This is a genomic window from Murinocardiopsis flavida (assembly GCF_003014485.1).
In the GTDB taxonomy this organism is placed as follows: Bacteria; Actinomycetota; Actinomycetes; order Streptosporangiales; family Streptosporangiaceae; genus Murinocardiopsis; species Murinocardiopsis flavida.
The window spans coordinates 148361-173311 of record NZ_PYGA01000006.1 but is presented as its reverse complement, the minus strand read 5'-3'; the positions used below and the strand labels follow the sequence as shown (position 1 = coordinate 173311).

Annotated in this window: 17 protein-coding genes; 12 read left to right on the top strand and 5 right to left on the bottom strand. The window is 74.3% G+C overall.

The features are described from left to right. Window positions 1-24: 24 nt before the first annotated feature. A complete protein-coding gene (locus CLV63_RS10925) occupies window positions 25-1761 on the bottom strand; it encodes a helix-hairpin-helix domain-containing protein (RefSeq protein WP_106582956.1) in 1737 nt (578 codons plus the stop codon). A gap of 252 nt (window positions 1762-2013) precedes the next feature. Then, a complete protein-coding gene (locus CLV63_RS10920) occupies window positions 2014-2976 on the bottom strand; it encodes an aldo/keto reductase (protein ID WP_211301256.1) in 963 nt (320 codons plus the stop codon). 354 nt (window positions 2977-3330) lie between these two features. On the opposite strand from CLV63_RS10920, the gene CLV63_RS10915 reads away from it, so the two are divergent. From CLV63_RS10915 to CLV63_RS10900, 4 genes are all read left to right on the top strand, one after another. Continuing rightward, the gene (locus CLV63_RS10915) at window positions 3331-4209 is read left to right on the top strand and encodes an undecaprenyl-diphosphate phosphatase (protein ID WP_106582836.1); all 879 of its coding nucleotides are present in this window, start codon (window positions 3331-3333) and stop codon (window positions 4207-4209) included. Window positions 4210-4297: 88 nt separating this feature from the next. Next, on the top strand, window positions 4298-5044 hold the full coding sequence (locus CLV63_RS10910) for an MSMEG_4193 family putative phosphomutase (RefSeq protein WP_106582835.1): 747 nt from the start codon (window positions 4298-4300) through the stop codon (window positions 5042-5044). Between the two features lie 229 nt (window positions 5045-5273). Next, complete coding sequence (locus CLV63_RS10905) at window positions 5274-5858, top strand: DUF3090 domain-containing protein (RefSeq protein WP_106582834.1); 585 nt, start codon at window positions 5274-5276, stop codon at window positions 5856-5858. Between the two features lie 57 nt (window positions 5859-5915). After that, a complete protein-coding gene (locus CLV63_RS10900; RefSeq protein WP_106582833.1) occupies window positions 5916-6668 on the top strand; it encodes an SCO1664 family protein in 753 nt (250 codons plus the stop codon). Here the strand turns inward: CLV63_RS10900 and CLV63_RS10895 are convergent. Together CLV63_RS10895 and CLV63_RS10890 are read right to left on the bottom strand one after the other, a co-directional pair. Next, window positions 6623-8260, bottom strand: a complete 1638-nt coding sequence (locus tag CLV63_RS10895) for an apolipoprotein N-acyltransferase (protein WP_170134198.1) — start codon at window positions 8258-8260, stop codon at window positions 6623-6625. The two genes, CLV63_RS10900 and CLV63_RS10895, sit on opposite strands and share 46 nt — an antisense overlap. A gap of 141 nt (window positions 8261-8401) precedes the next feature. Next, window positions 8402-10882 (bottom strand): HAD-IC family P-type ATPase, encoded by a 2481-nt coding sequence (locus tag CLV63_RS10890; RefSeq protein WP_106582831.1) that lies wholly within the window; start codon window positions 10880-10882, stop codon window positions 8402-8404. Window positions 10883-11176: 294 nt separating this feature from the next. Here CLV63_RS10890 and CLV63_RS10885 point away from each other — a divergent pair, with 294 nt between their 5' ends. From CLV63_RS10885 to CLV63_RS10855, 6 genes are all read left to right on the top strand, one after another. Then, the gene (locus CLV63_RS10885; protein ID WP_106582955.1) at window positions 11177-12004 is read left to right on the top strand and encodes an NRDE family protein; all 828 of its coding nucleotides are present in this window, start codon (window positions 11177-11179) and stop codon (window positions 12002-12004) included. A gap of 184 nt (window positions 12005-12188) precedes the next feature. After that, entirely contained in the window at window positions 12189-12419 is a 231-nt protein-coding gene (locus tag CLV63_RS10880) for a hypothetical protein (RefSeq protein WP_170134193.1), read from the top strand. Between the two features lie 112 nt (window positions 12420-12531). Next, a complete protein-coding gene (gene mshC / locus CLV63_RS10875; RefSeq protein ID WP_106582829.1) occupies window positions 12532-13758 on the top strand; it encodes a cysteine--1-D-myo-inosityl 2-amino-2-deoxy-alpha-D-glucopyranoside ligase in 1227 nt (408 codons plus the stop codon). A 168-nt stretch (window positions 13759-13926) separates the two neighbouring features. Next, window positions 13927-15738: an HSP90 family protein gene (locus tag CLV63_RS10870; RefSeq protein WP_211301255.1), complete on the top strand. Its 1812-nt coding sequence runs from the start codon at window positions 13927-13929 to the stop codon at window positions 15736-15738. After that, entirely contained in the window at window positions 15735-18443 is a 2709-nt protein-coding gene (locus tag CLV63_RS34035) for a hypothetical protein (protein WP_211301254.1), read from the top strand. Before CLV63_RS10870 ends, CLV63_RS34035 begins: the two co-directional genes overlap by 4 nt. A gap of 128 nt (window positions 18444-18571) precedes the next feature. Beyond that, entirely contained in the window at window positions 18572-19006 is a 435-nt protein-coding gene (locus CLV63_RS10855) for an ABATE domain-containing protein (RefSeq protein WP_106582827.1), read from the top strand. 101 nt (window positions 19007-19107) lie between these two features. Here CLV63_RS10855 and CLV63_RS10850 read toward each other — a convergent pair whose 3' ends face one another. Next, a complete protein-coding gene (locus CLV63_RS10850) occupies window positions 19108-19950 on the bottom strand; it encodes a PAC2 family protein (RefSeq protein ID WP_106582826.1) in 843 nt (280 codons plus the stop codon). A 589-nt stretch (window positions 19951-20539) separates the two neighbouring features. Here CLV63_RS10850 and metH point away from each other — a divergent pair. After that, window positions 20540-24013, top strand: a complete 3474-nt coding sequence (gene metH / locus CLV63_RS10845; RefSeq protein ID WP_106582825.1) for a methionine synthase — start codon at window positions 20540-20542, stop codon at window positions 24011-24013. Between the two features lie 82 nt (window positions 24014-24095). Then, window positions 24096-24797: an HAD family hydrolase gene (locus CLV63_RS10840; protein WP_106582824.1), complete on the top strand. Its 702-nt coding sequence runs from the start codon at window positions 24096-24098 to the stop codon at window positions 24795-24797. The last annotated feature ends 154 nt before the right edge of the window (window positions 24798-24951 follow it).

Below are 24951 nucleotides of genomic sequence, written 5' to 3'. Positions count from 1 at the left end.
GTCCGTCCGCGCCCGCCGGCCCGCTCATGCCTCGCGGAGGACCGATACCAGGCGGGTCTGGCGGTGGATGGCGGGGACGTCGCGGACGGCCTCGTGCAGTGCGGGGCCGGCCGCCTGCACCACCGACAGGTGCCGCTCGGCGCGGGTGATGGCCGTGTGCACCTGCGGCCGCGACGACCGCGCCTCAGGGCCGAACACGGCGATCACCGCCTCCCAGCGGCTGCCGTGGGCGGCGGCGATGGTCATGGCCCAGCCCGCGCGCAGGTGCGCCGGGTCGGCGACGGTCACCACCGCGCCTCCGGCGAGTTCGACCTCGACCCCGCCGTCGGCCGCGCCGGTGAGGCGCCCGGTGTCGCCGGGGACGTAGCCGGGACCGCGGCCGGTGAGCAGCACACGGTCGCCGGGGTCGAACCCGCCCAGCGCACCGGGGCCGGGGTTCAGGCGCTCCTTGCACGCGGTGTTCAGGGCGTCGGCACCGGCCTCGCCGCCGCGCGCCGAGGTGATGATCTGGGTGGCGTCGGCCGCCGTGCCGATGGCGCGCGGGATGGAGTCGGTCAGGAGCTGCACGGCCCGGTGCGCGGCCTCGTCCGCCGACGCGGCGGGGACCGTGACGACCTCCTTGCCGGGCGCCTCGACCTCGGCGAGTTCGCCGCCGGAGACCAGCGCCGCCGCCTGGGCGAGCGGGCCGGGCGCGGGGGAGTCGGGCAGCGGGGCGACGGTTGCCGTGCGCGAGGCGACGATGTCGGCGACGACCTGGCCGGGCGCCGCCGACGGGGCGTTCGCGGGATCGGCCAGCAGGACGATGTGCGTGCCGTCGGCGCAGGCGCGCGCCAGCTCGGCGGCGAGTTCGGCGCCCAGCGCCATGGCCTCGGCCACCACCACGAACCCGGCGGGGACGGGCTCGGCGGGGCTGTGGTCGCGCAGCAGCTGCCCCAGCGGCCGCGCCGCGGCGGCGGGGACGGCGGCGTTCAGCGCGGCGGCGCCCTGCGCCGTGGGGACGGTGACGGCCACCCCGACCTCGCTCTCGGCGGCCATGGCCGCCACGCATTCGAGCACGTGCCCGACCGCCTCGCGGCCGGCCTCGGTGTGCGGCAGCACGCACACGGTGCGCAGCGCAACCGAGACCAGGGCCGCCGTGGTCTCCGGTGCGATACCGAGCCCCAAGCGTTCGTCGGTGGCCTGCACCGACTCGGCGGCGGTCGCGGAGTCCATGACGGGTTCGCCGCCCGCGGTGAGCCGGGCCAGGGCCTCGCCCAGCTGCTCCTCGGCGCGGCCCAGGCGCGGCGGGGCGTAGAAGAGGTCGGGGTCGGGCATCTCGGCGGCCTCGCCGCCTTCGCCGACGATGTCGTCGTCGCCCTCGGGCAGGACCTCGAACACCACGGCGTCGCCGCCGTCGACCGCGGCGTCGAGCGCGGGGGACGGCGAGCGCACGCCCATGGAGCGCAGCGCCTCCTCCAGCCGCTTCGCCTCCATGGCGGTGTGGCCCTCGCGGGACGCGTGGCGCAGCAGGCGCGCGGCGAGCGCCCGGCCCCGGCGGGGGTCGTCGGGGGAGGCGTCGGCGCCCAGCGCCCGGCGCGCGCAGTAGTCGGCCTGCTCGCGGGTGACCTGCGGCAGCGCGAGCAGCCGCCAGGGGTCGTCGCGCAGCTCCTCGGCCGCGCCCGGCCCGAGCGCGCCCGCGAGGGGCGCGGCGAGGGCCTCGGGTGCGCCCAGGGCGCCCAGCACGGACCGCAGCCGGGCGTCCGGTCCGCCGTCCGCCGGCACCGTTTCGGTCACGGGTGCGGCGGGGGGTGGCGACTCGGGCACGGGATCTTCCTCTCCTCGGCGTACGGACTGCGAGCTTAGCGATCCCCGGCGGGTGCGGGCACGCACTCCCGGAGGGCTGTGGACGCGGGCCGCGCCGGCGGCGGAACCGGCGGGGACATCGGGAGCGCCGCCGTCGTGCCGCCGCCGGTTGGCGCGCGGGCCGGTTGGCGCGCGGGCCGGGGGAGCGGCGGGGGCCGCCCCGGCGGGGGTTCAGGGCGCGGCGGTGGCCGACGAGGTGTCGTTGAGGGCCTCGCGGATCTCGCGGGGCAGCACGACGTCCTCCGCGGAGAGGATCTCGCCGAGCTGGGCGGCTGTGCGCGGCCCGACCGTCGTCGCGCATACGCCCGGCTGGTCGCGCACCCAGCTCAGGGCGACGGCGAGCGGCGACACGCCGAGCCCGTCGGCGGCGGTGCACACGGACTCGACCACGCTCCTGCTGCGCTCGTCGAAGTAGGGCTCGACAAAGGGCGCCATGTGCTGGAGCGCGGCGCGGGAGTCGCCGGGGACCCCGGTGCGGTACTTGGCGGTGAGCACCCCCCGGCCCAGCGGGGACCACGCGATGAGGCCCGCGCGGCAGTCGGCGAGCGCGGGCACCAGTTCGGTCTCCGCCTTGCGGTTGAGCAGCGAGTACTCCGACCCCACGGAGACGACCGGGGCGCGGCCCACGGACTGCCCGGCCCGCTGCCAGGTGGCGTAGGTCGCGACCTGCCACGACGTCAGCTCGCCGAGGCCCACGTAGCGGACCCGGCCCGTTGCGACCGCGTGGTCGATGGCGGCGAGGGTCTCCTCGATGGGCGTCTGCGCGTCGTGGACGTGGAGCTGCCACAGGTCGATGTGGTCGGTCTGGAGCCGCCGGAGCGAGGCGTCGAGCGTCGCCAGCAGGTGGCGGCGCGACGTGTCGTGCGGCCGGTACCCCTCGGGCGTGTGCCCGACCTTGGTGGCGATGATCACATCATCGCGCCGGACGGCCGATCGCAGCAGTCGGCCGACCATGCGCTCGCTGTGCCCTCCCGTGTAGATGTCGGCGGTGTCGATCAGACTCCCCCCGGCGTCCACGAAAGCGGCGAGCAGATCGGCGGCCTCCTCCTCCTGTGTGTCCTTTCCCCAGGTCATCGTGCCCAGGGCGGTCCGCGACACCCACAGTCCTGATCCGCCGAGCCTTCGCTGTTCCATGGCGCGGACAGTACCTGGTCACGGTCTCGGAAGGGCAGAGATCCCCGCCGAAACGCCGCTCACCGGGGTGTGACACCGGTCCCGTCCGGGCGGCGGGTCGCGCATCCCCGGCAGGCAGGGAGCTCCGGCTGCCGGGACTCCTCGGATCAGAGTAGGCTTCCGGGGTCCGCTCTCTCGGGCGTGCCCTGCCAGCCCCACCCCTGGATCCGTCGGGGTGGCCGGCCCGCGTCCGGGCCCGCCGTTCCGCCCTCGGGCGGCCACCCCGCCGCGGCGGCCCCCTCCTCGCCACGCGCCCGGCTCCGCGGACCCGTGACCGACGTACCAGCCCCCGACCAGCCAGGAGCCGATCCCGCCGTGTCCATCTTCGAAGCCGTCATCCTCGGACTCGTCCAGGGGCTGACCGAGTTCCTGCCGATCTCCTCAAGCGGACACCTGCGGATCGTCGCCGCGTTCTCCGGCTGGCCCGACCCCGGTGCGGCGTTCACCGCTGTGAGCCAGATCGGCACCGAGCTGGCGGTGCTGATCTACTTCCGCCAGGACGTGTGGAACATCCTGTCGACCTGGGCCCGCTCGCTGGTCAACAGTGAGCTGCGGCGCGACATCAACGCCCGCATGGGCTGGTACGTCATCCTGGGCAGCCTGCCCATCGCCATCGCCGGGCTCCTCTTCGAGGAGCAGATCGCCGAGCCGTTCCGCGACCTGCGGCTGATCGCGCTGACCCTGATCGTGTTCGGCGTCATCCTCGGCGTCGTCGACCGCGTCACCCGCAAGCACCGCGAACTGACGGACCTCAACATGCAGCGCGGCCTGATCTACGGCCTGTTCCAGATGCTCGCGCTCGTGCCCGGTGTGTCCCGCTCCGGCGCCACGGTCACCGGCGGCATGCTCCTCGGCTTCAAGCGCGAGGCCGCGGCGCGCTACGCGTTCCTGCTCGCGATGCCCGCCGTCTTCGCATCGGGGCTCTACAAGCTCAAGGACATCGGCGGCGAGCAGTACGCGGGCGTCGGCGCGACCATCATCGGCACGGTGGTCGCGTTCGCCGTCGGCTACGCCGTCATCGCCTGGTTCATGCGCTTCATCTCCACCAACAGCTTCATGCCGTTCGTGTACTACCGGGTGGCGCTGGGCATCCTGATCCTCGGCCTGGTGAGCTTCGGCGCGCTGGAGCCGCAGTCGGGCGCGCAGGCCGAAGGCGGCGGGCACGCCGCGGAGCAGTCCCAGCCGGTCCGCTGACCCGGGCGCGCGGCGCCGACGGCCGCCGCTCCGCGGAGTGCCGCGGGGCGGGGGCCGCGGGGGGCCGCGCCCCATAGGGTGGGGACCCATGGGCGACTCCACCGCGGCGACCGGCACCGGAACCGACAGCGAACCGGCTCCCCGCGCCGCCACACTGCTCCTCGTCCGGCACGGCCTCACCGCCGTCACCGGCACCTCGCTCGCCGGCTGGACGCCAGGCATCCACCTCGACGAACGGGGCCGTACGCAGGCGGCCGACGTCGCGCGGCGCCTCGCCGACGTCCCGCTGCGCGCCGTCATCACCAGCCCGCTCGAACGCTGCGCCGAGACCGCCGCGGTGATCGCCGCCGCGAACACCGCGGCCGTCGACGTCGCGACCGACGACCGCTTCGGCGAATGCCGCTACGGCGACTGGACCGGCCGCCCGCTCGCCGAACTCGCCCGCGAACCCATGTGGCGGGTCGTCCAGTCGCACCCCAGCGCCGCGCGCTTCCCCGGCGGCGAGAGCCTGGCCGAGACCTCCCAGCGCGCCGTCGCCGCCGTGCGCGACCACAACGCGCGGCTGCTCGCCGAGGACCCCGCCCCGGTCTACGCGGTGTGCAGCCACGGCGACGTGATCAAGGCGATCGTCGCCGACGCGCTCGGGCTGCACCTCGACCAGTTCCAGCGCATCCAGGCCGACCCGTGCTCGCTGACCGTCATCCGCTACACCGAGACCCGCCCGTTCCTGGTCCGCCTCAACGACATCGGCGGCTCGGTCGCCGACCTCGTGCCCGACCCGTCCGGCGCCTCGGCCGACGCCGTCGTGGGCGGCGGCGCGGGCGGCAGACCCTGACCGGGGCGTTCCGCCGCACGCCACCGACCAGCCGCGCAAGAAATCTGAAAGCGCCACCCCATAGACACGACCGACTCCAGCGCTTCGTGACTTCCCCGGAAGCGCTGGAGTCGTCACCGCCGCTGTCGGCGGCGCGGGGGGCCCGCGCCGCCGCCGCGGCGGCGGCGATCCGCCCGCGTCCGCACCAGCGGAATGCCGCTCGGTCGGCGGATCATCTAGGGTTCTTTGCATGCCTGTCTTCCAGTACGACCCGCCGGAACGCTTCGTGGCCGGGACGGTCGGCCAGCCCGGTGAGCGCACGTTCTTCCTGCAAGCCGTCGGCGACGGCCGCATCACCAGCGTGGTTGTGGAGAAATCCCAGGTGGCGGCCCTCGCCGAGCGCATCGAGGAACTTCTGGAGGAGGTCCGCCGCCGCTTCGGCGACCAGGCGGGCGACCCCGGCGCCGTCGGCGACTCCGACGACCGCCCGCTGGAGCAGCCCATCGAGGAGGACTTCCGGGTCGGCACGCTCGCCCTGGCCTGGGACTCCGACACCGAGCGTGTCGTCATCGAGGCCCAGCAGATCGAGGAGGGCGCCGAGGACGACTCCGAGGGGGAGGAGGAGCGCGAGATCGAGGTGTTCGCCGACGACGCGCCCGAGGCCCGCGACGTCCTCCGCGTCCACCTGCCCCCGCACGACGCGCGCGCCTTCGCCGCGCGGGCCATGAAGGTGGTCGCGGCGGGGCGGCCCAACTGCCCGCTCTGCGGGCAGCCGCTCGACCCCGAAGGCCACATCTGCCCGCGCCAGAACGGCTACAAGCCCATGGGCGGCTGATCGGCCCGGGTGGAACCGACACCGCTGACGTCCGCTGGAGGGGGGAGTCCGCCGGCCATGACCGCGTCCTTGGACGGCCTGTCGGGGCTGAGCGCGGCCGAGGCGCTCGACCTGCTGCGCACCGGCGAACTGACCGTCGAGGGCCGCCTCGCCGAGGCGTCGAACGCCACCCTGTACTGCACCGTGTCCGCCGGGACCCTGCGCGCCGCCTGCGTGTACAAGCCGGTCGCGGGCGAGCGCCCGCTGTGGGACTTCCCCGACGGCACGCTGGCGGGGCGCGAGCTCGCGGCCTTCGCCGCGTCCGAGGCGCTGGGATGGGGCGTCGTGCCGCCCACGGTGCACCGCGACGGCCCGTTCGGCGAGGGCATGTGCCAGCTGTGGATCGACGGCGACCCCGGGGTCGACCTCGTCGCGCTGGCGCGCGGCACCGAGCACGAGGGGCTCCGCCGCATGGCGGTGTTCGACGCGGTCATCAACAACTCCGACCGCAAGATCGGGCACCTGCTGCCCACGCGCGGCGGCCACCTGTACGGGTGCGACCACGGCGTGTCCTTCGCCGAGGACTACAAGCTGCGCACCGTCCTGTGGCAGTGGCGGGGCCGCCCCCTCACGGCGGAGGCGCTCGACGCCCTCGACTCCCTCGCCGCCGACCTCGACCGCACCGACTCCGCGGTCGCCCAGGCGTTCGCGGCGCACCTCACCCCCGATGAGCACTACGCCGCCCGCCGCCGGGTCGACCTCCTCCGCGACCACCGGGTGCACCCCTACCCGTCACCCGACTGGCCGGCCGTCCCCTGGCCGCCCGTGTAGGGCGCGCCCGTGCCCGCCGCGCGCCCGCGGTCGCGCCGCCGCCGGAGGGCCACCGCGGCCGCGGCACCCGTAGTCGCGGCGACGCACAGCCACGCGAACGTGTCGCCGATCCTGCTGTAGAGAGTGGGCACCCCGGACGAAGGGACGTCCGCGGTCATGGTCTGCTGCGCGGTCCGGTCGTGGTCGGACCGGCCCAGCGGCCGCCCCTGGTGGTCGACCGCGGTGGCGATCCCGTTCGTGGCCTGGCGGACCAGCGCGTAGCCGTTCTCCACGGCGCGCAGCGTCGCCCTCTCCGGGTGCATCCGGTCGATGCCCGACCAGTCGTTCGCCGGGACCAGCATCAGGTCGACCCCGGCCCGGCCGCCCTGGCGCATCAGCGCGGGGAAGTCGGCGTCGTAGCAGATGGCGACCCCGATCCGGCCGTGGCGGGTGTCGCGGGCGGGCAGCACGCCGTCGCCGGGCTCCATGGCGACGGCCTCCATGGGGGTGGGGTGCGCCTTGTCGTAGACCGCCGACGGCGCGCCGTCCGGGCCGACCAGGACGGCCTGGTTGCGCACCAGGCCGGGGTCCTCGGTGTACACCAGCAGCCCCATCAGGACGTGCACGCCGTGCTCGCTCGCGACGGCCCCGACCCGGTCCACGAGGGCGTCCTTGCCCCAGTCGGTCGTGGGGACGTCGGTCTCCGGCCAGCTCACCACGTCGGCGCCCGACCGGGCGGCGTCCTCCGTGCGCCGCACGATGTCGTCCTGGACGGGGCCGAACGCCGCGCGCTGGGCGTCGCGGTCGGCGAGGAACGCCGCGAAGCCGGGCGCCCGCCGGTCGACGTCCGCGAGCGACTCCTTGGCGGCCCGCGCCGGGCTCACCCCCACGACCCGCACGGTGTCCGACGCGGGCGCGGCGAACGCCAGCAGCAGTCCGCCCCCGGCGAGCACCGCGCCCAGCACGGCGGTGTACGCCGCGACGGCGCCGCGCACCCGGCGCAGCGCGAAACCGCGCTCCCACGCCGTGACGGTGACGGGCGCCGACCAGGCGACGAGGAAGCTCACCCCGTAGGCCCCCGTCACCGAGGCGAGCTGGATGAGCGGCAGGTTCGCGTGCTGGGTGGTGCCCAGGACGCCGAGGAACGCGCCGATGCCGCTGAACTCGCCGATGAGGAACTCGCACGCGACCCTGGCGGTGGGGAAGACCAGGGTGGCGAGGACGGTGCCCACCGCGCCCAGCCGCGGCGCGAGCAGCCGGTCGGCGAGCAGCGGGACGGCGGTGACGGCGGCAAGGGAGACGATGCCGAGGGGCAGCCAGAAGCCCGGCACCAGCAGGCCCGACAGCGCCATCCACGCGGCAGCGGCGACCAGCCCCAGGCCGAACACCCACGCGAACCCGTTCACGGGCCCGCTCAGCCGGGTGAACCGCATCAGCGGGACGGCGGCGAGCCACGCGGCCGCCGCGATGTCCCAGTCCGCGTGCCAGGAGAACAGGGTGAGCAGCAGGCCGGCGAACAGCCAGCGGAAGCGGCGCCGGGGCGGCACCGGGCGCGCGGGCGCCTCGGCCAGGGCGGCGGGCGCGGGGGAGGGGGAGGGGGAGGGGGCGGGCACGGCGGGTCCGTTCCGTGAGGCGGCGGGCGCGCCGTTCGGCGCGCGGTCGGCCCCAACGCTAGGAATCCGCGGACCCGGCGGCCATGGTGCCGGCCGCACGGCCCTACTGCGGTGTACCCCAGTACGCCCCGCGCGGGGCCCTCACCCGGCGCCGGCGGTCGCAGCCTCGGCGGCCTCGCGCGTCCGGCGCTCCTTCGCCCGGCCGATGAACCGGTCGTCGACGATGCGGACGATGGTGATCAGCGTGGCAGCGACCCCCGCCACCACCAGCGCCGTGGTGATCTTGCCGGGGTCGCTGATGTCGAGCGCGAAGAACGCCCTGCCGATGGGGGTCAGCATCGCGGTGAGGAGCAGCCCCGCCATGCTCGCGACCAGTACGACCTTCCACCACACGTACGGCTTGGCGACCAGGAGCAGCACCCACAGGGTCGTGGCGCACAGGGTGATGACGACCGCCGTGCGGTCGGTGAGCGCGGGACCGGGGGCGTCGCCCATCGCGATCAGGTAGGTGGTGATGGCGGCGGCGCCGCTGATGATCCCGGCGGGGACCGCCAGGCGCAGGGTCCGCCCCACGAACCCCGGCTCGGCCCGCTCGTTGTTGGGCGCCAGCGCGAGGAAGAACGAGGGGATCCCGAACGTCACCGCGTTGATGAGGGTGGCGTGCCGCGGGAAGAACGGGTAGGCCACCGCCATCAGGCCGACGATGGTGGCCATCGTCATGGAGTACACGGTCTTGGTGAGGAACAGGTTCGCGACCCGTTCGATGTTGCCGATGACGCGGCGGCCCTCGGCCACCACGTACGGCAGGGTGGCGAACTTGTTGTCGAGCAGCACGATCTGGGCGACCGAGCGCGCGGCGGGGCTGCCCGAGCCCATGGCCACCCCGATGTCGGCCTCCTTCAGCGCGAGCACGTCGTTGACGCCGTCGCCGGTCATCGCGACCGTGTGGCCGCGCCTCTGGAGGCCCTTGACCATGGCGCGCTTGCGCTCGGGGGAGACCCGGCCGAACACGCTGCGCTCGCCGACCTCCCCGGCGAACCCCTCGTCGTCGGCCGGCAGCGCCCGGGCGTCGACCGGGTTCTCGGAGCCGGGCAGCTCCAGGTCGCGCGCGACCGCGCCGACCGAGGTGGCGTTGTCGCCGGAGACGACCTTGACCTCGACCCGCTGCTCCTCGAAGTACCGCAGGGTGGCGGCGGCGTCGTCGCGGACCCGCTGCTCCAGCACGACCAGCGCGATGGGGGCGACGGCGCCCGGCGCGCCCTCGGCGTCGACCCGCTCCCCGGCGCGGCCCAGCAGCAGCACGCGCAGCCCCTGGGCGCCGATGCGCTCGGCCTCGGCGGCGACCTGGCCGTGCGGGTCGGTGAGCACGTCGGCGGCGCCGAGGACGTAATGGTGCTCCCCGCCGCCGTCGGCGGCGGTGTCGAAGCTCGCCCCGCTCCACTTGCGCGCCGAGGAGAACGGCGCCACCGCGAGGACCGGCCAGGCGGGGGGTTCGGGGTAGGCCTCGCCGATCGCGGCGAGGCTCGCGTTGGGACGGGGGTCGCAGGCCGCCAGCGCCGCGAGGACGGGCGCGGGGTCGCCGGGGGCGGCGCCCACCGCCGCGCGCACCCGGGCGACCCGCATGCCGTTCTCGGTGAGGGTCCCGGTCTTGTCGGTGCAGACCACGTCGACCCGCGCCAGGCCCTCGATCGCGGGCAGCTCCTGGACGAGGCACCGCCGCTGCCCCAGCCGCACCACGCCCACGGCGAACGCGATGCTGATCAGCAGCACCAGCCCTTCGGGGACCATGGACACCAGGGCCGCCACCATCCCGCGCAGCGCGTCGGGCAGCGGCCCCGCCATCCCCGACCCCGCTCCGCCGCCCTCGTCGATGGTGACGTTCCCGCCGAGGACGAGCTGGCTGAAGATCAGCAGCCCGCCCACGGGGAACAGCAGCCAGGTGATGTACTTCAGGATCAGGTTCACGCCCGAGCGCAGCTCCGAGTGCACCAGGGTGAAGCGCCCCGCCTCCTCGGCGAGCCGCGCGGCGTAGGCGGCCCGGCCCACCCGCGTGGCGCGGAACCGCCCGCTGCCGGCGACCACGAAGCTGCCCGACATCACGGGGTCGCCGGGGCGCTTGAGGACCGGGTCGGCCTCACCGGTCAGCAGCGACTCGTCCATCTCCAGGCCGGCGGCGTCGACCACCTCGCCGTCGACGGCGGCCTGGTCGCCCTGCCCCAGTTCGACCACGTCGTCGAGGACCAGGTCCTGCGCCGGGACGTCCGCCACCCGGCCGTCGCGGACCACGCGGGGGTGCGCGGCGTTGACGATCGCCAGGCGGTCCAGGGTCCGCTTGGCGCGCAGCTCCTGGACGATGCCGATCAAGGTGTTGAACACGATGATCAGCGCGAACAGGCCGTCCTGGACGGGGCCGATGACCGCGATGATCGCGAACAGGACGGCGACCATCGCGTTGATGCGGGTCAGCAGGTTCGCCCGGATGATCTGGCCGAGGGTCCGGCTCGCCCGGACGGGGACGTCGTTGGTCCGGCCGTCGGCGATCCGCTCGGCCACCTGGGCTGAGGTCAGTCCGTCGGCGAGGGCCGCCCCAGGGCCGGAGCCCTGTCCACCGTGCTGGGCCATCCGGTCTCCGTCTCGTGGTCGTCGGTTCGGGCCGCCGGGTGCGGCCGCGCTCGGCGGATACGGCACCGCGGATCGCTGATCGAGCTTATGGGAACCCGCCGCCATGGGCGGTCGTGCAGGCCCGCCATGTCGCGGACCGCCGTGTCGCCGGACCGCCCGGGCGCCGCCTCCGGCATGCTGGCAGAGTGGCCGCACGAACGGCATCGGCCGATCGGCGCGCCCGCACTACTCATTTCGGCGGAGCCGACCGCCGCCGCGCCCGGCCGATCCGCGAACGCCCCAGGGAGCCGCGCAGTGTGCACCGTCATCGTCTCCACCGACCCGGCGGCGGAGACCCCGCTGCTGGTCGCCGCCATCCGCGACGAGATGTCCGACCGGCCGTGGCAGGGCCCCGACCGCCACTGGCGGCGGTACCCCGATCTCACCGGCGGGCTGGACGTGCGGGCCGGCGGTACCTGGCTGGCCGCGCGCACCGGGCCGGAGCCGCGGCTCGGGGCGGTGCTCAACGGGCGGCTCGCCCCCGATCCCGCGCGCCCGCGCCGCCCGGTGTTCGACACCACGGTGCCGGCCGGGGTCGAGCGGCGGTCCCGCGGCGAACTCCCGCTGCTGGCGGCGACCGACCCCAAGCGCGGCGCCGCCGCCGGCCACGACGACCTGACCTGCTACGACCCGTTCCACCTGCTGGCCGCCGACCCCGCCGGAGCCGTGCTCCTCTCCTGGGACGGCACCCGCCCCCACGAGCAGGTGCTGCCGGTGGGGCTGAGCGTCGTCGTCAACAGCGGACTGGACGCCGCCGAGCCCCGCGCCCTCCGGCACGGGCCGGTGTTCGCCGCCGCGCGGCCCGACCCCGGCGCGCGCGAGCGCGCCGCGGCGACCCGGCCCGAGGAGATCTGGGGCGACTGGGTGCGGCTGCTCGACGAGGCTGCGGGCACCGGCCTGCGCACCGCGGGCACCGGGTCCCGCCCCGACGACCCCGCCGCCCTGCTCACCCGGGTCGAGCTCGGCGACGGGCGCGTGTGGTCGTCCAACTCGATCACCCTGCTCGCCGGCTCCGCCGACGGCGTCCGCTACGCGTTCAACGGCACCCCCGGCGACCCCGGCGCCTGGCGGATGGTCGCCTGACCCGCCACGGCGGCATCGCGATGACACGCAGGTCACACCGGTCAGCGGCGCCACTGGTAAACCGCGGCGGCAAAAGAGACGTCTAGAACACGACGGACCGGGGCCAAACCCGGTCGAAACGGGAGCACCGCACCGGCCGCCGGGGCCTCCCCATATACGCGCGTGCGAGGGAGGAGGCGGCACTGTGCCCAGACGACTGCGGCGCGATCCCCCCGTCGCGGGCGACACCGCCGCGCCGCGCCGGCCCATCCGCCCGCGCGTGGAGATCGCGGCGTACTGGCTGCTCTACGTCGTCGCCTTCGGCGCGGCGGTCCTGCACTGGCGCGTCGGCAACGTCGCTCTGGCCGTGCTGTGCGGGGTGGCCGTCGTCATGAGCATCCGCGACATCGCCCACTTCCACCGCTCCATGCGCTGACGCCGCGCCGCGCCATGCGCCCACTTCCACCGCGCCATGCGCCGACACCGCGCCGCGCCATGGCCAGTACCCGAAGGTGAATCCGCCCAACTGGGCGGATACTCTCGGAACCATGCGTTCTTGGTCTGCGCCCGATCTCGTCCCGCTTCCGGGAACCGGCCACCGGCTGCGTGTCCACGACACCGTCACCGGCAGCCTCCGCGACACCGATCCGGCGCCCACCGCGCGGATGTACGTCTGCGGAATCACCCCCTACGACGCCGCCCACCTCGGGCACGCGTTCACCTATCTGACCTTCGACCTGGTCAACCGGGTGTGGCGCGACTCCGGCATCGACGTCGACTACGTCCAGAACACCACCGACATCGACGACCCCCTGCTGGAGCGGGCCGCCGAGACCGGCGAGGACTGGCGGGCGCTGGCCGAGCGCGAGATCCAGGTGTTCCGCGACGACATGGCCGCGCTGCGGGTCGTCCCGCCGCGCGCCTACGTCGGCGTCGTCGAGTCCATCGGCCTCATCGCCGATTTCGTCGAGCGCATCCGCGAGAGCGGCGCGGCCTACGACCTCGACGGCGACATCTACTACTCCGTCGCCGCGGCCCCGCACTTCGGCGAGATCGGCGGCCTGAGCCGCGAGGAGATGCTGCGGCTGTCGGCCGAGCGCGGCGGCGACCCCGAGCGCCCCGGCAAGAAGGACCCGCTCGACTGGCTGCTGTGGCGCGCCGAGCGCCCCGGCGAACCCGGCTGGGACTCCCCGCTGGGCCGCGGCCGCCCCGGCTGGCACGTCGAGTGCAGCGCCATCTCGCTGCACGAACTCGGTGTCGGCTACGAGCTCAACGGCGGCGGCGACGACCTCGTGTTCCCGCACCACGAGATGGGCGCGGCCGAGGCGCGCTGCGTCGCGGGCACCGGCCCGCACGCCCGCAACTACGTGCACGTCGCCATGGTCGGCCTCGACGGCGAGAAGATGTCGAAGTCGCGCGGCAACCTGGTGTTCGTGTCCGAGCTGCTGGCGGGCGGCGTCGACCCCATGGCCGTGCGCCTGGCCCTGCTCGGCCACCACTACCGCACCGCCTGGGACTGGACCCCCGCCGACCTGCCGCGCGCCGAGGAGCGGCTGGCGCGCTGGCGCTCGGCCGCCGCGCTGTCCACGGCCCCCGACGCCGCCCCGCTGCTGGAGCGGGTCCGCGCCGCCCTGGCCGAGGACCTCGATTCCCCGGCCGCGGTCGCCGCCGTCGACGCCTGGGTGGGCGAGGCCCTCACCGCGGGCGGGACCGACCCCGGCGCCGCCGACCTGATGCGCACCACCGTCGACACCCTGCTCGGGGTCCGCTTGTAGCGGCGCCCGCCCCCGGCGGGAACAGCGGGGGGCAGGGGCGCGTCACACCCACGGGTGCCCCCCCCGCCGGGAAACCGGATGAACCCGTTCAAGGTGTGCGTTACGGTACGTCCTGCCGAGGCCGGTCACATCGGGTGCCCGGGTCCCAACGGCGGAAAAGGATGTGACGTGGCGGATCGTGCGTTCCAAGTCGACCTGCGCGGAGTCGTCGAACTCCTGAGTCGGCACCTCTATTCGAGCCCCCGGGTGTACCTGCGCGAACTCCTCCAGAACGGGGTCGACGCCATCACCGCCCGGCGCGCCGACGACCCGTCGGCGCCGGCCGAGATCCGGATCGAGGCGCCCGGGCACAACGCCGAAGGCGTGCTGCGCGTGTCCGACACCGGGGTCGGCCTCACCGAGGACGAGGTCCACGACCTGCTCGCCACCATCGGGCGCTCGGCAAAGCGCGACCAGCTCGGCTTCGCCCGCCACGAGTTCCTCGGCCAGTTCGGCATCGGCCTGCTCTCCGGCTTCCTCGTCGCCGACGAGATCGAGGTCGTCACCCGCTCCGCGCGCGGCGGCGGCACCGTCCGCTGGACCGGCTTCGCCGACGGCCGCTACCGGGTCGAGGCCGCCGCCGAGGAGCGCGCGGCGCCCGGCACCACGGTGACACTGCGGCCCCGCCAGGGGGCCGAGGAGTGGTTCGGCGTCCGCACGGTCACCGACCTGGCCCGCCACTACGGCTCCCTGCTCCCCGCCGAGGTGCACGTCGGCCCGACCCCCATCACCGGCGCCGGCCCCGTGTGGCGGCGCGGCTTCGACTCCCCGGCCCGGCGGCGCGCGGCACTGGACGCCTACTGCGTCGAACTGTTCGGATTCACCCCGCTCGACGTGATCGACCTCGACGTCGCCGAGGCCGGCCTGAGCGGGGTCGCGTTCGTGCTGCCCACCGCGGCGAACCCCGCCGTGCGCTCGGCCCACCGGGTCTACCTCAAGCGCATGCTCCTCGCCGACGACGTCACCGACCTGCTGCCCGACTGGGCGTTCTTCGTCCGCTGCGTCGTGGACGCCGAGGAGCTGCGGCCCACCGCCAGCCGCGAGGCGCTCTACGACGACGACCTCCTCGGCCACGTCCGCGAGTCGCTCGGCGCCGCGCTGCGCGACTGGCTCCTCGCCCTGGCCGAGACCGACCCCGCCGGGCTCCGCTCGTTCCTGCGCCTGCACCACCTCGGCGTCAAGGCCGTCGCTGCCCACGACGACACCCTGCTGCGCCTGGTGCGCGACTGGCTGGAGTTCGAGACCAGCGCCGGGGCCATGACCCTCGCCGAGTTCGGCCGCCGCCACCCCGACGGCCGCTACACCACCGACGTGGACGAGTTCCGCCGCCTCTCCGCGGTGTCGGCCGCGCAGGGCGTCGGGCTGGTCAACGCCGGCTACGTCTACGACGACGCCATCGTCACCCGGCTGCGCGACCTCGACGACGGCATGGACCTGCGGCGGATCGACCCCGGCGACATCAGCACCCGCATGGGCACCCTCGACCCCGACGCGGAACTCGCCCTGCGCGGCTTCCAGCGCACCGCCCAGGAGGCCGTCGAGCACCTCGGCTGCGACATCGTGCTGCGCACCTTCGCGCCCGCCTCCCTCCCGGCGCTCTACCTCACCAGCCGTGCCGCCGACCACAGCGCCGACCTCGCCGAGTCCCGGGCCGCGGCCGACGACCTGTGGTCCGACGTCCTCGGCGCGCTCGAACCCGTGCTCGCGGCCGACCGCCCCCGCCTGGTGCTCAATCACACCAACCCGCTGACCCGCCGCATCAGCGCCCTCACCGACCCGGGGCTCGTCGCGCTCGCCGTGCAGTCGCTGTACGGCCAGGCGCTGCTGCACGGCCGCCACCCGCTGCGGCCCGCCGACACCGCCGTCCTCAACCGCTCCTTCCTCGGCCTGCTCGACTGGGCCGTGCACGACGGCGCCGACACCGCAGAGGGGGACGCATGAGCGACCGCGAATGGCGCGACCTCGACATCCAGGCCGACCGCATGCCCTACGGCAGGGCGAAGACCATGCTGCGGGAGGAGGCGCTGCGCCTCGCGCCCGCCCAGGGCGCCACCCCCATGGAGGTGTTCTGGCTGCGCATGGACCTCACCTCCGCCTACTCCTACGGCGGCGAGCCCGCGCAGGCCCTCGGCAACTTCTCCCGCTGCCTCTCCCTGTTCGACGCCGACCCCGCCACCTACGGTGCCGCCGCAGCGGGCCGGCTGCGCTGGCATTTCAAGTGGATGATCGGCAACCTGCTGGAGTTCCCGCAGATCCCGCTGGACCGCATCACGGCGACGGTCGACGACATGGAGCGGCGCTACCGCGAGGGCGGCCACAGCCTCCAGGCCGTCCACGGCCGGCGCATGCGCCTGGCCCAGCACATCGGCGACACCGAAGCGGCGGCCCACTACTACGAGCTGTGGTGCACCACCCCCCGCGACGGCAACTCCGACTGCGAGGGGTGCGACCCCTCGAAGAAGGCGTCCTACCTGTCCGGGCTCGGCCGCTACGAGGAGGCGGTGCAGGTGGCCGAGCCGGTCCTCGCCGGTGAGCTGGACTGCACCAGCCAGCCGCACGGGATCCTCGAAACGCTGCGGACCCCCTACGTCCGCATCGGCCGCCTCGACGCCGCGCGCGACGCGCACCGCAGGGCCCACCGCACGCACCGCGGCAACCCCGTGCGGCACTCCGCGAGCATCACCGCCGACATCGCGTTCTGCGCCAAGACCGGCAACGAGGCGACCGGGCTGCGGCTGCTCGAACGGTTCCTCCCCGAGCTCACCGCCCCCGGCAACAGCCCCGACGACGAGATGATGTTCGCGGCGACCGCCGCGCTGCTCGCCCGCCGCCTGGTCGAGTCCGGCAACGGCGGCCTGCCCGTGCACCTGCCGGCCCACGGCGACACCGCGGAGTCCGCCACGACGCCCGAGGAGCTGTTCGAGCGCATGCGGGCCCGCGCCACCGACCTCGGCGCGCAGTTCGACCTCCGCAACGGCACCGGCACCCAAGGGGAGTGGGTCCGCGAGCGCATCGGCGCCGAGCCCATCATCGAGCACCTGCCGCTCAGCGCGCACGCCCCGCGCCCGGCGGCGCCGCGCCCGGCACCGCCGCAGCAGGCCGTGACCGGGCGGCGCACGCCGGCCGAATTCATGGCGGCGCACGAGCAGGCGTGGTTCGAGGGCCGCCAGGAGACCGCGCGGCTGCTCCTCGACCGCTTCGACGCCGAGGCGGGCGCCGACCTCGACGGCCCGCTCGCCGCGCGCCGCGCCCGCGCCGAAGGCCGCACCGCCGAGGGCGCCGCCGCGCGCGCCCCGCTGGAGCGCGCGGCCGAGCTGTTCGACGCTCTCGGCGACGACAACGCCGCCCACGGGGTCCGCGCCGCCCTCGGCGCCGTCCTCGCCGAGCACGGCGACGAGTCCGGGGTCCCACTGGCGGCCGCCGCGGTGGCGCACCTCGCCGAGCACGGAGCGCCCGACCAGCACGTCGCCGCCGTGCGCGCGCTGGCGCGCGCCCACGGGCACACCGGCGACCTCGACACCGCCGTCGCCGTGCTGACCGACGCGCGCGCCGCCGTCCCAGCGATCAGCGCCGACCCCGCGGTCGGCGCACCGTTCCACGCCCACCTCGCCCTGACCCTGCTGGAGAACGGCGCCCTCGCCGAGGCCGCCGAGGCGGCCGGTGCGGCGCGCGAGGCCGCCCGCGCGGTCGGCCGCGCCCTCCTCCTGCACGACATGAGCGCGCTGCACGGCCAACTGCTGTCCCGGGAGGAGGGGGAGGACGCCTGGCGCGCGGCCGGCGCCGCCTTCACCGAGGCGGCCGAGAACGCCGCCGCCGAGGGCGTCGGCCCGATCGGCCGCCCCATGTCCCAGATGCTGCTCGGCCGGTGGCTGGCGGACTCCGGCGACACCGCCGACGCCGTCGCGCCGCTCGCCGAGGCGGTCGCGGCCTTCACCGCACTGGAGAACCCCCTGATGGCGGGGACCGCAGGCCTCCTGCTCGCCGACTGCTACCACCAGGAGGGCCGCCACCTGGAGGCCGCCGAGGTCGCCGAGGAGGCCGTTCCCGCGCTCGACGCCGAGGAGCCCGACGGCGTCGACCGGCTCCGCGCCCGCGACGTCCTCGCCCGGGCGCTCACCGAGATCGGCGAGCTCGACGGCGCGCTGGCCCGCTGGGAGGAGCTGATCGCCGCCGACGCCGAGCGCGATGCCGGTCCCACCCGGTTCCACCTCCTGGAGCAGGCGGCGGGGGTACTCGACCGGCTCGACCGCGACGACGAGGCCGCCGAGCGCTTCGCGGCGGCCGCTGACACCTGCGAGGAGATCGACGAACCCTTCCACGCCGCCCGCATGCGCGAGCGGCACGCCCGCTCACTCATGTGGGCGGGGAGGGCCGAGGAGTCGCTGGAGGTGTCCGCGCGGGCCCTGGCGTGGTCGCGCCGCGCGGCGGACGACCCCGACCTCAGCCTCCCCGACGACGCGCGCCACTGGCAGCTCGGCACGATCGCCTACCACCGCGCCCGCGCCCTGGCCCGGCTCGACCGCACCGAGGAGGCGCGCGAGGTAGCGGCCGAGGCGCTCGACCACATGCGCGGCACCGGCGACGACGACCTCGTGGCGCTCGCCCGGGAACTCGTCGACGACCTGGCTGACCCGGCAGAGGACTGAGGCGGACGGTGCGCCCCTGCGGCGGTCGGGCGGCGGGCGGGGGCGCGCGCCCGCCGCACGGGGTCGATCCGCGGCCGGAACCGGCGAAATCCCCTGCGGGCACGGCGCTCCGTGATGGGATGGTGCGTATGAGTACCCCCAACGACAACGCGAACGCCGCGGCGCTGATCGAGGCGTTCGCCGCACCCCGCGCACCGCTCGCCGACCGGGCCGACCTCGCGCAGTTCCTGCGCGAGCACCGCCTGGTCACCGAGGGCGCGATCCCCATCACCCTTGCCGACTTCGACGAGGCGATCGCCCTGCGCGACGCCATCCGGGTCCGGCTGCGCACGAGCGGCGCCGCGCCCGGCGGCCCCGACGACCCCGCCGACGCCGAGGTCCTCGCCCGCGGGCAGCGGGTCCTCGACGGGCTGCGGGTGACCGTCCGGCTGGCACCCGACCCCGACGCGCTGTCGCCATTGGCGCCGGCGGTGGTCGACGAGGTGCGGCGCGGCCTGGCCCGCGTCGCCGGTGCCTGGGCCGTGGTCCTGAGCACCGGGCAGTGGGTCGACATCAAGGTCTGAACAAGGGCCCGCACAAGGGCCCGAATCAGGTCCGAGCATGGGACGAGGGCTGCCGCGGCGGATGCGCATCCGCCGCGGCAGCCCTCAGGTGCGTGCGGGGCTCAGCCCCTCCCGCGGCGCTTGAGGTAGCGCTCGAACTCGCGGGCGATCGACTCGCCGGTGGCCTCGGGCAGCTCCGCGGCGTCCTTCGCCTCCTCGAGGCTGCGGACGTAGCCGGCGACGTCCTCGTCTTCGGCCGCCAACTCGTCGACACCGTTCTCCCACGCGCGGGCCGCCTCGGGGAGGTCGCCCATGGGGACCGGCCGGTCGAGGACGTCCTCGACCCGGCGCAGCAGCGCCAGGGTGCCCTTGGGGCACGGCGGCTGGGCGACGTAGTGCGGAACGGCGGCCCACAGCGAAACGGTCTCCAGCCCGGCGCCGCCGAACACGTCCTGGAGGACGCCGAGGATGCCCGTGGGCCCCTCGTAGGAGGCGGGTTCCAGGTGCAGCGCGCCGCCCAGCTCCGGCGGGCTCGAAACACCGGTGACCGGCATCGGCCGCGTGTGCGGGGAGTCGGCCAGCAGCGCCCCCAGCAGCACCACCCGGCGCACGCCGAGCTCGCGCGCGATCGACAGCAGGTCGCGGGCGAACCCCCGCCAGCGCATGTTGGGCTCGGAGCCGCGCACCAGGACGACGTGCCCGCCTTCGGCGGGAGCGGCGACCGAGACGCGGGTACCCGGCCAGGTCAGCCCCTTGCTCTCGCCGTCGGCCATGACGACGCGGGGCCGCGAGACCTGGAAGTCGTAGTAGTCGTCGGGCTCCAGCGCCAGCAGGTGATCGGCCGACCACACCGAGGACAGGTGGTCGACGACACCGCTGGCGGCCTCGCCGGCGTCGTTCCAGCCGTCGAACGCCGCGACCATGACGGGATCGACGAGATCAGGAACCCTGCCGGGCTCGGGCACAGGCGGCCTCCTCTGGCACTGCCGCAGACGACTGCGGCTCGTTCGACTCGTGACTCCGGTACACGCCGCGCGGGTGCGCGCATACCAGCCCTACCACGGCGCGCTTCCCGGCGACACCCGGTTTGCGCACCGCCCCGCGGGACGGGTGCCGCACCGGCTGCGGCGGGCCGGGGAGTGTTTAGAAAGTGCTTTCGGGTCAGCGAGCGGCCGTCCAGGCGCCGCGTCGCAAGCCGATTCACGAAGTTCAGCCTGGTTGGCTGTTCGAGTGACATCGGTGCCGCGAGGCGGTGTCTGGTGGCCGCGAGCCCGAAATGACTTTCTAAACACGACCGGCGCACGCCCACGACCCTAGTGGTGACTGGAACAGGCTCCGGCCCGCGGTTGTTCCACGGATCGCCGCCGCGACCCGCCCCGCTTTACCACGGGAAGGTACGCGGGTCGGACCCGCCGCGGCACGGTGAGATAACGTTGGACGCGATTGACCGTATGACACCGTGGTCCGGGCAGCGCCGCCCGCGATGGAACGCGGCGCGCCCGAGAAACCGCGCGATCCGGCTCGAAGATCCCGTCGACCCAACAGTTAAGGCCAATGAGCTCTCCACTCTCCTTTCGTGATGCTCTGTTCAAGCGCGTGATCGTCGCTGACGGAGCCATGGGCACCATGCTTCAGGCACACGATCTCGGACTGGACGACTTCCAGGGGCATGAAGGCTGCAACGAGATCCTCAACGTCACCCGGCCCGAAGTGGTCCGCGCCACCCACGCCGCCTTCTTCGACTCCGGCGTCGACTGCGTAGAGACCAACACCTTCGGCGCCAACTACGGCAACCTCGGCGAGTACGACATCGTCGACCGCACCTACGAACTCGCCGAGTCCGGCGCCCGCCTGGCCCGCGAGGTCGCCGACGAGTACAGCACCGCCGACCAGCCCCGCTACGTCCTCGGCTCGGTCGGCCCCGGCACCAAGCTCCCCACCCTCGGCCACGCCCCCTACGCCCTGCTGCGCGACTACTACCAGGAGTGCGCCAAGGGCCTGATCGAGGGCGGCGCCGACGCCGTCCTCGTCGAGACCTGCCAGGACCTCCTCCAGACCAAGGCCGCCGTCATCGGCGCCATGCGGGCGCGCCGCGCCGCGGGCTCCGACATCGTCATCATCGCCCAGGTCACCATCGAGACCACCGGCACCATGCTCATGGGGTCCGAGATCGGTGCGGCGCTCACGGCACTGGAGCCGCTGGGCATCGACATGATCGGGCTGAACTGCGCCACCGGCCCCGCGGAGATGAGCGAGCACCTGCGCTACCTCTCCCGCCACTCCCGGGTCCCCGTCTCCTGCATGCCAAACGCCGGCCTGCCCGAACTCGGCGCCGACGGCGCCGTGTACCCGTTGCAGCCGGCCGAGCTCGCCGACGCCCACGACGCGTTCACCAACGAGTTCGGGCTGAGCCTCGTCGGCGGCTGCTGCGGCACCACCCCCGAGCACCTGCGCCAGGTCGTCGAGCGCGTCGGCGGCCGCGGGATCGCCCCGCGCACCCCCATCAGCGAAGGCACCGTCGCCTCGCTCTACTCCAGCGTGCCCCTGCGCCAGGACACCAGCTACCTCGCCATCGGCGAGCGCACCAACGCCAACGGCTCGAAGGTCTTCCGCGAGACCCTGGTCGGCGACCGCTACGACGACGGCATCGAGATCGCCCGCGACCAGATCCGCGACGGCGCCCACCTGCTCGACCTCAACATCGACTACGTCGGCCGCGACGGCGTGCGCGACATGCGCGAGTACGCGTCCCGGCTGGCCACCGCGTCCACCCTGCCGCTGGTGCTCGACTCCACCGAGCCGGCCGTCCTGGAGGCCGGCCTGGAGCAGCTGGGCGGGCGCGCGGTCATCAACTCCGTCAACTACGAGGACGGCGACGGCCCCGACTCCCGGTTCCAGCGCATCATGCGCCTGGTGAAGGAGCACGGCTCCGCGGTGATGGCGCTGACCATCGACGAAGAGGGCCAGGCCCGCACCGCCGAGTGGAAGGTCCGGGTCGCCACCCGCGCCATCGAGGAGCTCACGGGCTCCTGGGGCATGCGGCGCGAGGACATCATCGTCGACCCGCTCACGTTCCCCATCGCCACCGGGCAGGAGGAGACCCGGCGCGACGCCCTGGAGACCATCGAGGCCATCAAGGAGATCAACCGGCTCTTCCCGGGCGTGCAGACCACCTCCGGCCTGTCCAACGTGTCGTTCGGCCTCAACCCCGCCGCGCGGATCGTGCTGAACTCCGTGTTCCTGCACGAGTGCGTGCAGGCCGGCATGACCTCGGCCATCGTGCACGCCGCGAAGATCCTGCCGATGAACCGCATCCCCGACGACCAGCGCCAGGTCGCCCTCGACATGGTCTACGACAACCGCAGCGAGGGCTACGACCCCCTGGAGCGGTTCCTCCAGATGTTCGACGGCGTCGACGCCCAGGCGTTGAAGGCGTCGCGCGCCGAGGAGCTCGCCGCGCTGCCGCTGTGGGAGCGCCTGGAGCGGCGCATCATCGACGGCGAGCTCGTGGGCATGGACGCCGACCTCGACACCGCCCTCGCGGAGAAGCCCGCGCTGGCGATCGTCAACGACCACCTCCTCGGCGGCATGAAGGTCGTCGGCGAGCTGTTCGGCGCCGGTGAGATGCAGCTCCCGTTCGTGCTGAAGTCCGCCGAGGTGATGAAGTCGGCGGTGGCGCACCTCGAACCGCACATGGAGAAGAGCGACGACGACGGCAAGGGCCGCATCGTGCTCGCCACCGTCAAGGGCGACGTGCACGACATCGGCAAGAACCTCGTCGACATCATCCTGTCCAACAACGGCTACGACGTCGTGAACATCGGCATCAAGCAGCCGGTCTCGGCCATCCTGGAGGCCGCCGAGTCCAACCGCGCCGACGTCATCGGCATGTCGGGGCTGCTGGTCAAGTCGACGGTCATCATGCGCGAGAACCTGGAGGAGATGAACTCCCGCGGGATCTCCGAGGAGTACCCGGTGCTGCTGGGCGGCGCGGCGCTCACCCGCTCGTTCGTGGAGCAGGACCTCGCCGAGCTGTTCGACGGCGAGGTGCGCTACGCCCGCGACGCCTTCGACGGCCTGAAGCTGATGGACGCCATCATGGCCGTCAAGCGCGGGGTCGAGGGCGCCGAACTCCCGGCGCTGCGCAAGCGCCGGGTCACGACCACGGCGAAGCTGAAGGTCACCGAGCCCGACCAGATGCCGGCCCGCAGCGACGTCACGACCACCAACCCGGTGCCGGTCCCGCCGTTCTGGGGCGACCGCATCAGCAAGGGCGTCCCGCTCGCCGACTACGCCTCCTACCTCGATGAGCGCGCCACGTTCATGGGCCAGTGGGGGCTGAAGGGGTCGCGCAAGGGCGGCGGGCCGACCTACGAGGAGCTGGTCGAGACCGAGGGCCGCCCGCGCATGCGCATGTGGCTCGACCGCATCCAGACCGACGGCCTGCTGGAGGCCGCCGTGGTCTACGGGTACTACCCGTGCTACAGCGAGGGCGACGACCTCGTCGTCCTCGACGACGACGGCACGACCGAGCGCACCCGGTTCACGTTCCCGCGCCAGCGGCGCGACCGCCACCTTTGCCTCGCCGACTTCTACCGGCCCAAGGAGTCCGGCGAGCTCGACGTCGCGGCCTTCCAGGTCGTCACGGTCGGCGGCGCCATCAGCGGGGCCACCCAGGAGCTGTTCGAGAAGAACGCCTACCGCGACTACCTCGAACTGCACGGACTCAGCGTGCAGCTCACCGAGGCGCTCGCGGAGTACTGGCACACGCGCATCCGCGCGGAACTCGGCTTCGCCGGGGAAGATCCGGCGGCCATCGAGGCGTTCTTCAAGCTGGGGTACCGCGGCGCCCGTTTCTCGCTGGGCTACGGCGCCTGCCCCGACCTGGAGGACCGCGCGAAGATCATGCAGCTCTTGGCGCCCGAGCGGGTCGGCGTGAGCCTGTCGGAGGAGTTCCAGCTCGTCCCGGAGCAGGCCACCGACGCGATCGTGATCCACCACCCCGAAGCGACGTACTTCAACGTCTGACCACCGACCGGGGCCGCCGGCCCCGGAATACCCGTGAGGAGGAGTGGCGCGCCCGAGCCCAGTCGGGCGCGCCCGCGAAGCCATGCCCCGATCGTCACCCCAGTCCGCCACCCTGCCGGACCTGCCCGGCGGCCCAGCGCTCCAGGCCGTGCTGTTCGACATGGACGGCACCCTGATCGAAAGCGAGGGGCTGTGGATGCAGACCGAGCGCGAGGTCGCCGCCGTCCTGGGGGGTGACTGGACAGAGGCCGATCAGCAGATCAACCTGGGCGGGTCGGTCACCTCCGTCGCCCGGTACATGATCGAGACCACCGGGTCGGACCGGGCCCTCGACTCCGTCGTGGCGATGCTGGAGACCGCCTTCAAGGGCCGCCTCGCGGGCGGCGCCGAGATCCGCCCCGGGGCGGCGGCGCTGCTCGCCGAGGTCGCGGCGTCGCAGATCCCCGCGGCGCTGGTCACCTCGACCCACCGCGGTGTCATCGGCACCGCCATCGCGCGGCTCGGCGTCCACCACTTCGACCTCGTCGTGGCGGGCGACGAGGTGGCGCACAACAAGCCGCACCCGGAGCCGTACCTGAAGGCGGCGCGGCTGCTCGGGGTCGACCCCGCCCGCTGCGCGGCCATCGAGGACTCCCCTGCGGGGATCGCATCGGCGCAGGCGGCCGGCTGCGTGACCGTGGCGGTCCCGCACATGGCGCCGGTCGAGCCGGCACCGGGCCGCATCGTGGTCGAGTCCCTCACCGACATCGACCTCGACTGGTTGCAGCGCGCCGCGAGCGTGTGAACCGGGTCCCGCCGAATACGATCGCCCCACGATCAGAGGCGACCCACACGGAGGGTCAACGGCGAACCGGGCATATTGGGGCGAACTAGTTACCTTGCCTTAGACAAAATGTAACCTGTGCTTGTGTAGCTTGTGCGCCGTGACGTATGGCGCG

Coding starts and splice junctions, on each gene's coding strand:
- CLV63_RS10900 (WP_106582833.1), top strand. CDS start 5,916: ATGACCGCGTCCTTGGACGGCCTGTCGGGGCTGAGCGCGGCCGAGGCG.
- CLV63_RS10910 (WP_106582835.1), top strand. CDS start 4,298: ATGGGCGACTCCACCGCGGCGACCGGCACCGGAACCGACAGCGAACCG.
- mshC (WP_106582829.1), top strand. CDS start 12,532: ATGCGTTCTTGGTCTGCGCCCGATCTCGTCCCGCTTCCGGGAACCGGC.
- CLV63_RS10890 (WP_106582831.1), bottom strand. CDS start 10,882: ATGGCCCAGCACGGTGGACAGGGCTCCGGCCCTGGGGCGGCCCTCGCC.
- CLV63_RS10905 (WP_106582834.1), top strand. CDS start 5,274: ATGCCTGTCTTCCAGTACGACCCGCCGGAACGCTTCGTGGCCGGGACG.
- CLV63_RS34035 (WP_211301254.1), top strand. CDS start 15,735: ATGAGCGACCGCGAATGGCGCGACCTCGACATCCAGGCCGACCGCATG.
- metH (WP_106582825.1), top strand. CDS start 20,540: ATGAGCTCTCCACTCTCCTTTCGTGATGCTCTGTTCAAGCGCGTGATC.
- CLV63_RS10855 (WP_106582827.1), top strand. CDS start 18,572: ATGAGTACCCCCAACGACAACGCGAACGCCGCGGCGCTGATCGAGGCG.
- CLV63_RS10840 (WP_106582824.1), top strand. CDS start 24,096: ATGCCCCGATCGTCACCCCAGTCCGCCACCCTGCCGGACCTGCCCGGC.
- CLV63_RS10920 (WP_211301256.1), bottom strand. CDS start 2,976: ATGGAACAGCGAAGGCTCGGCGGATCAGGACTGTGGGTGTCGCGGACC.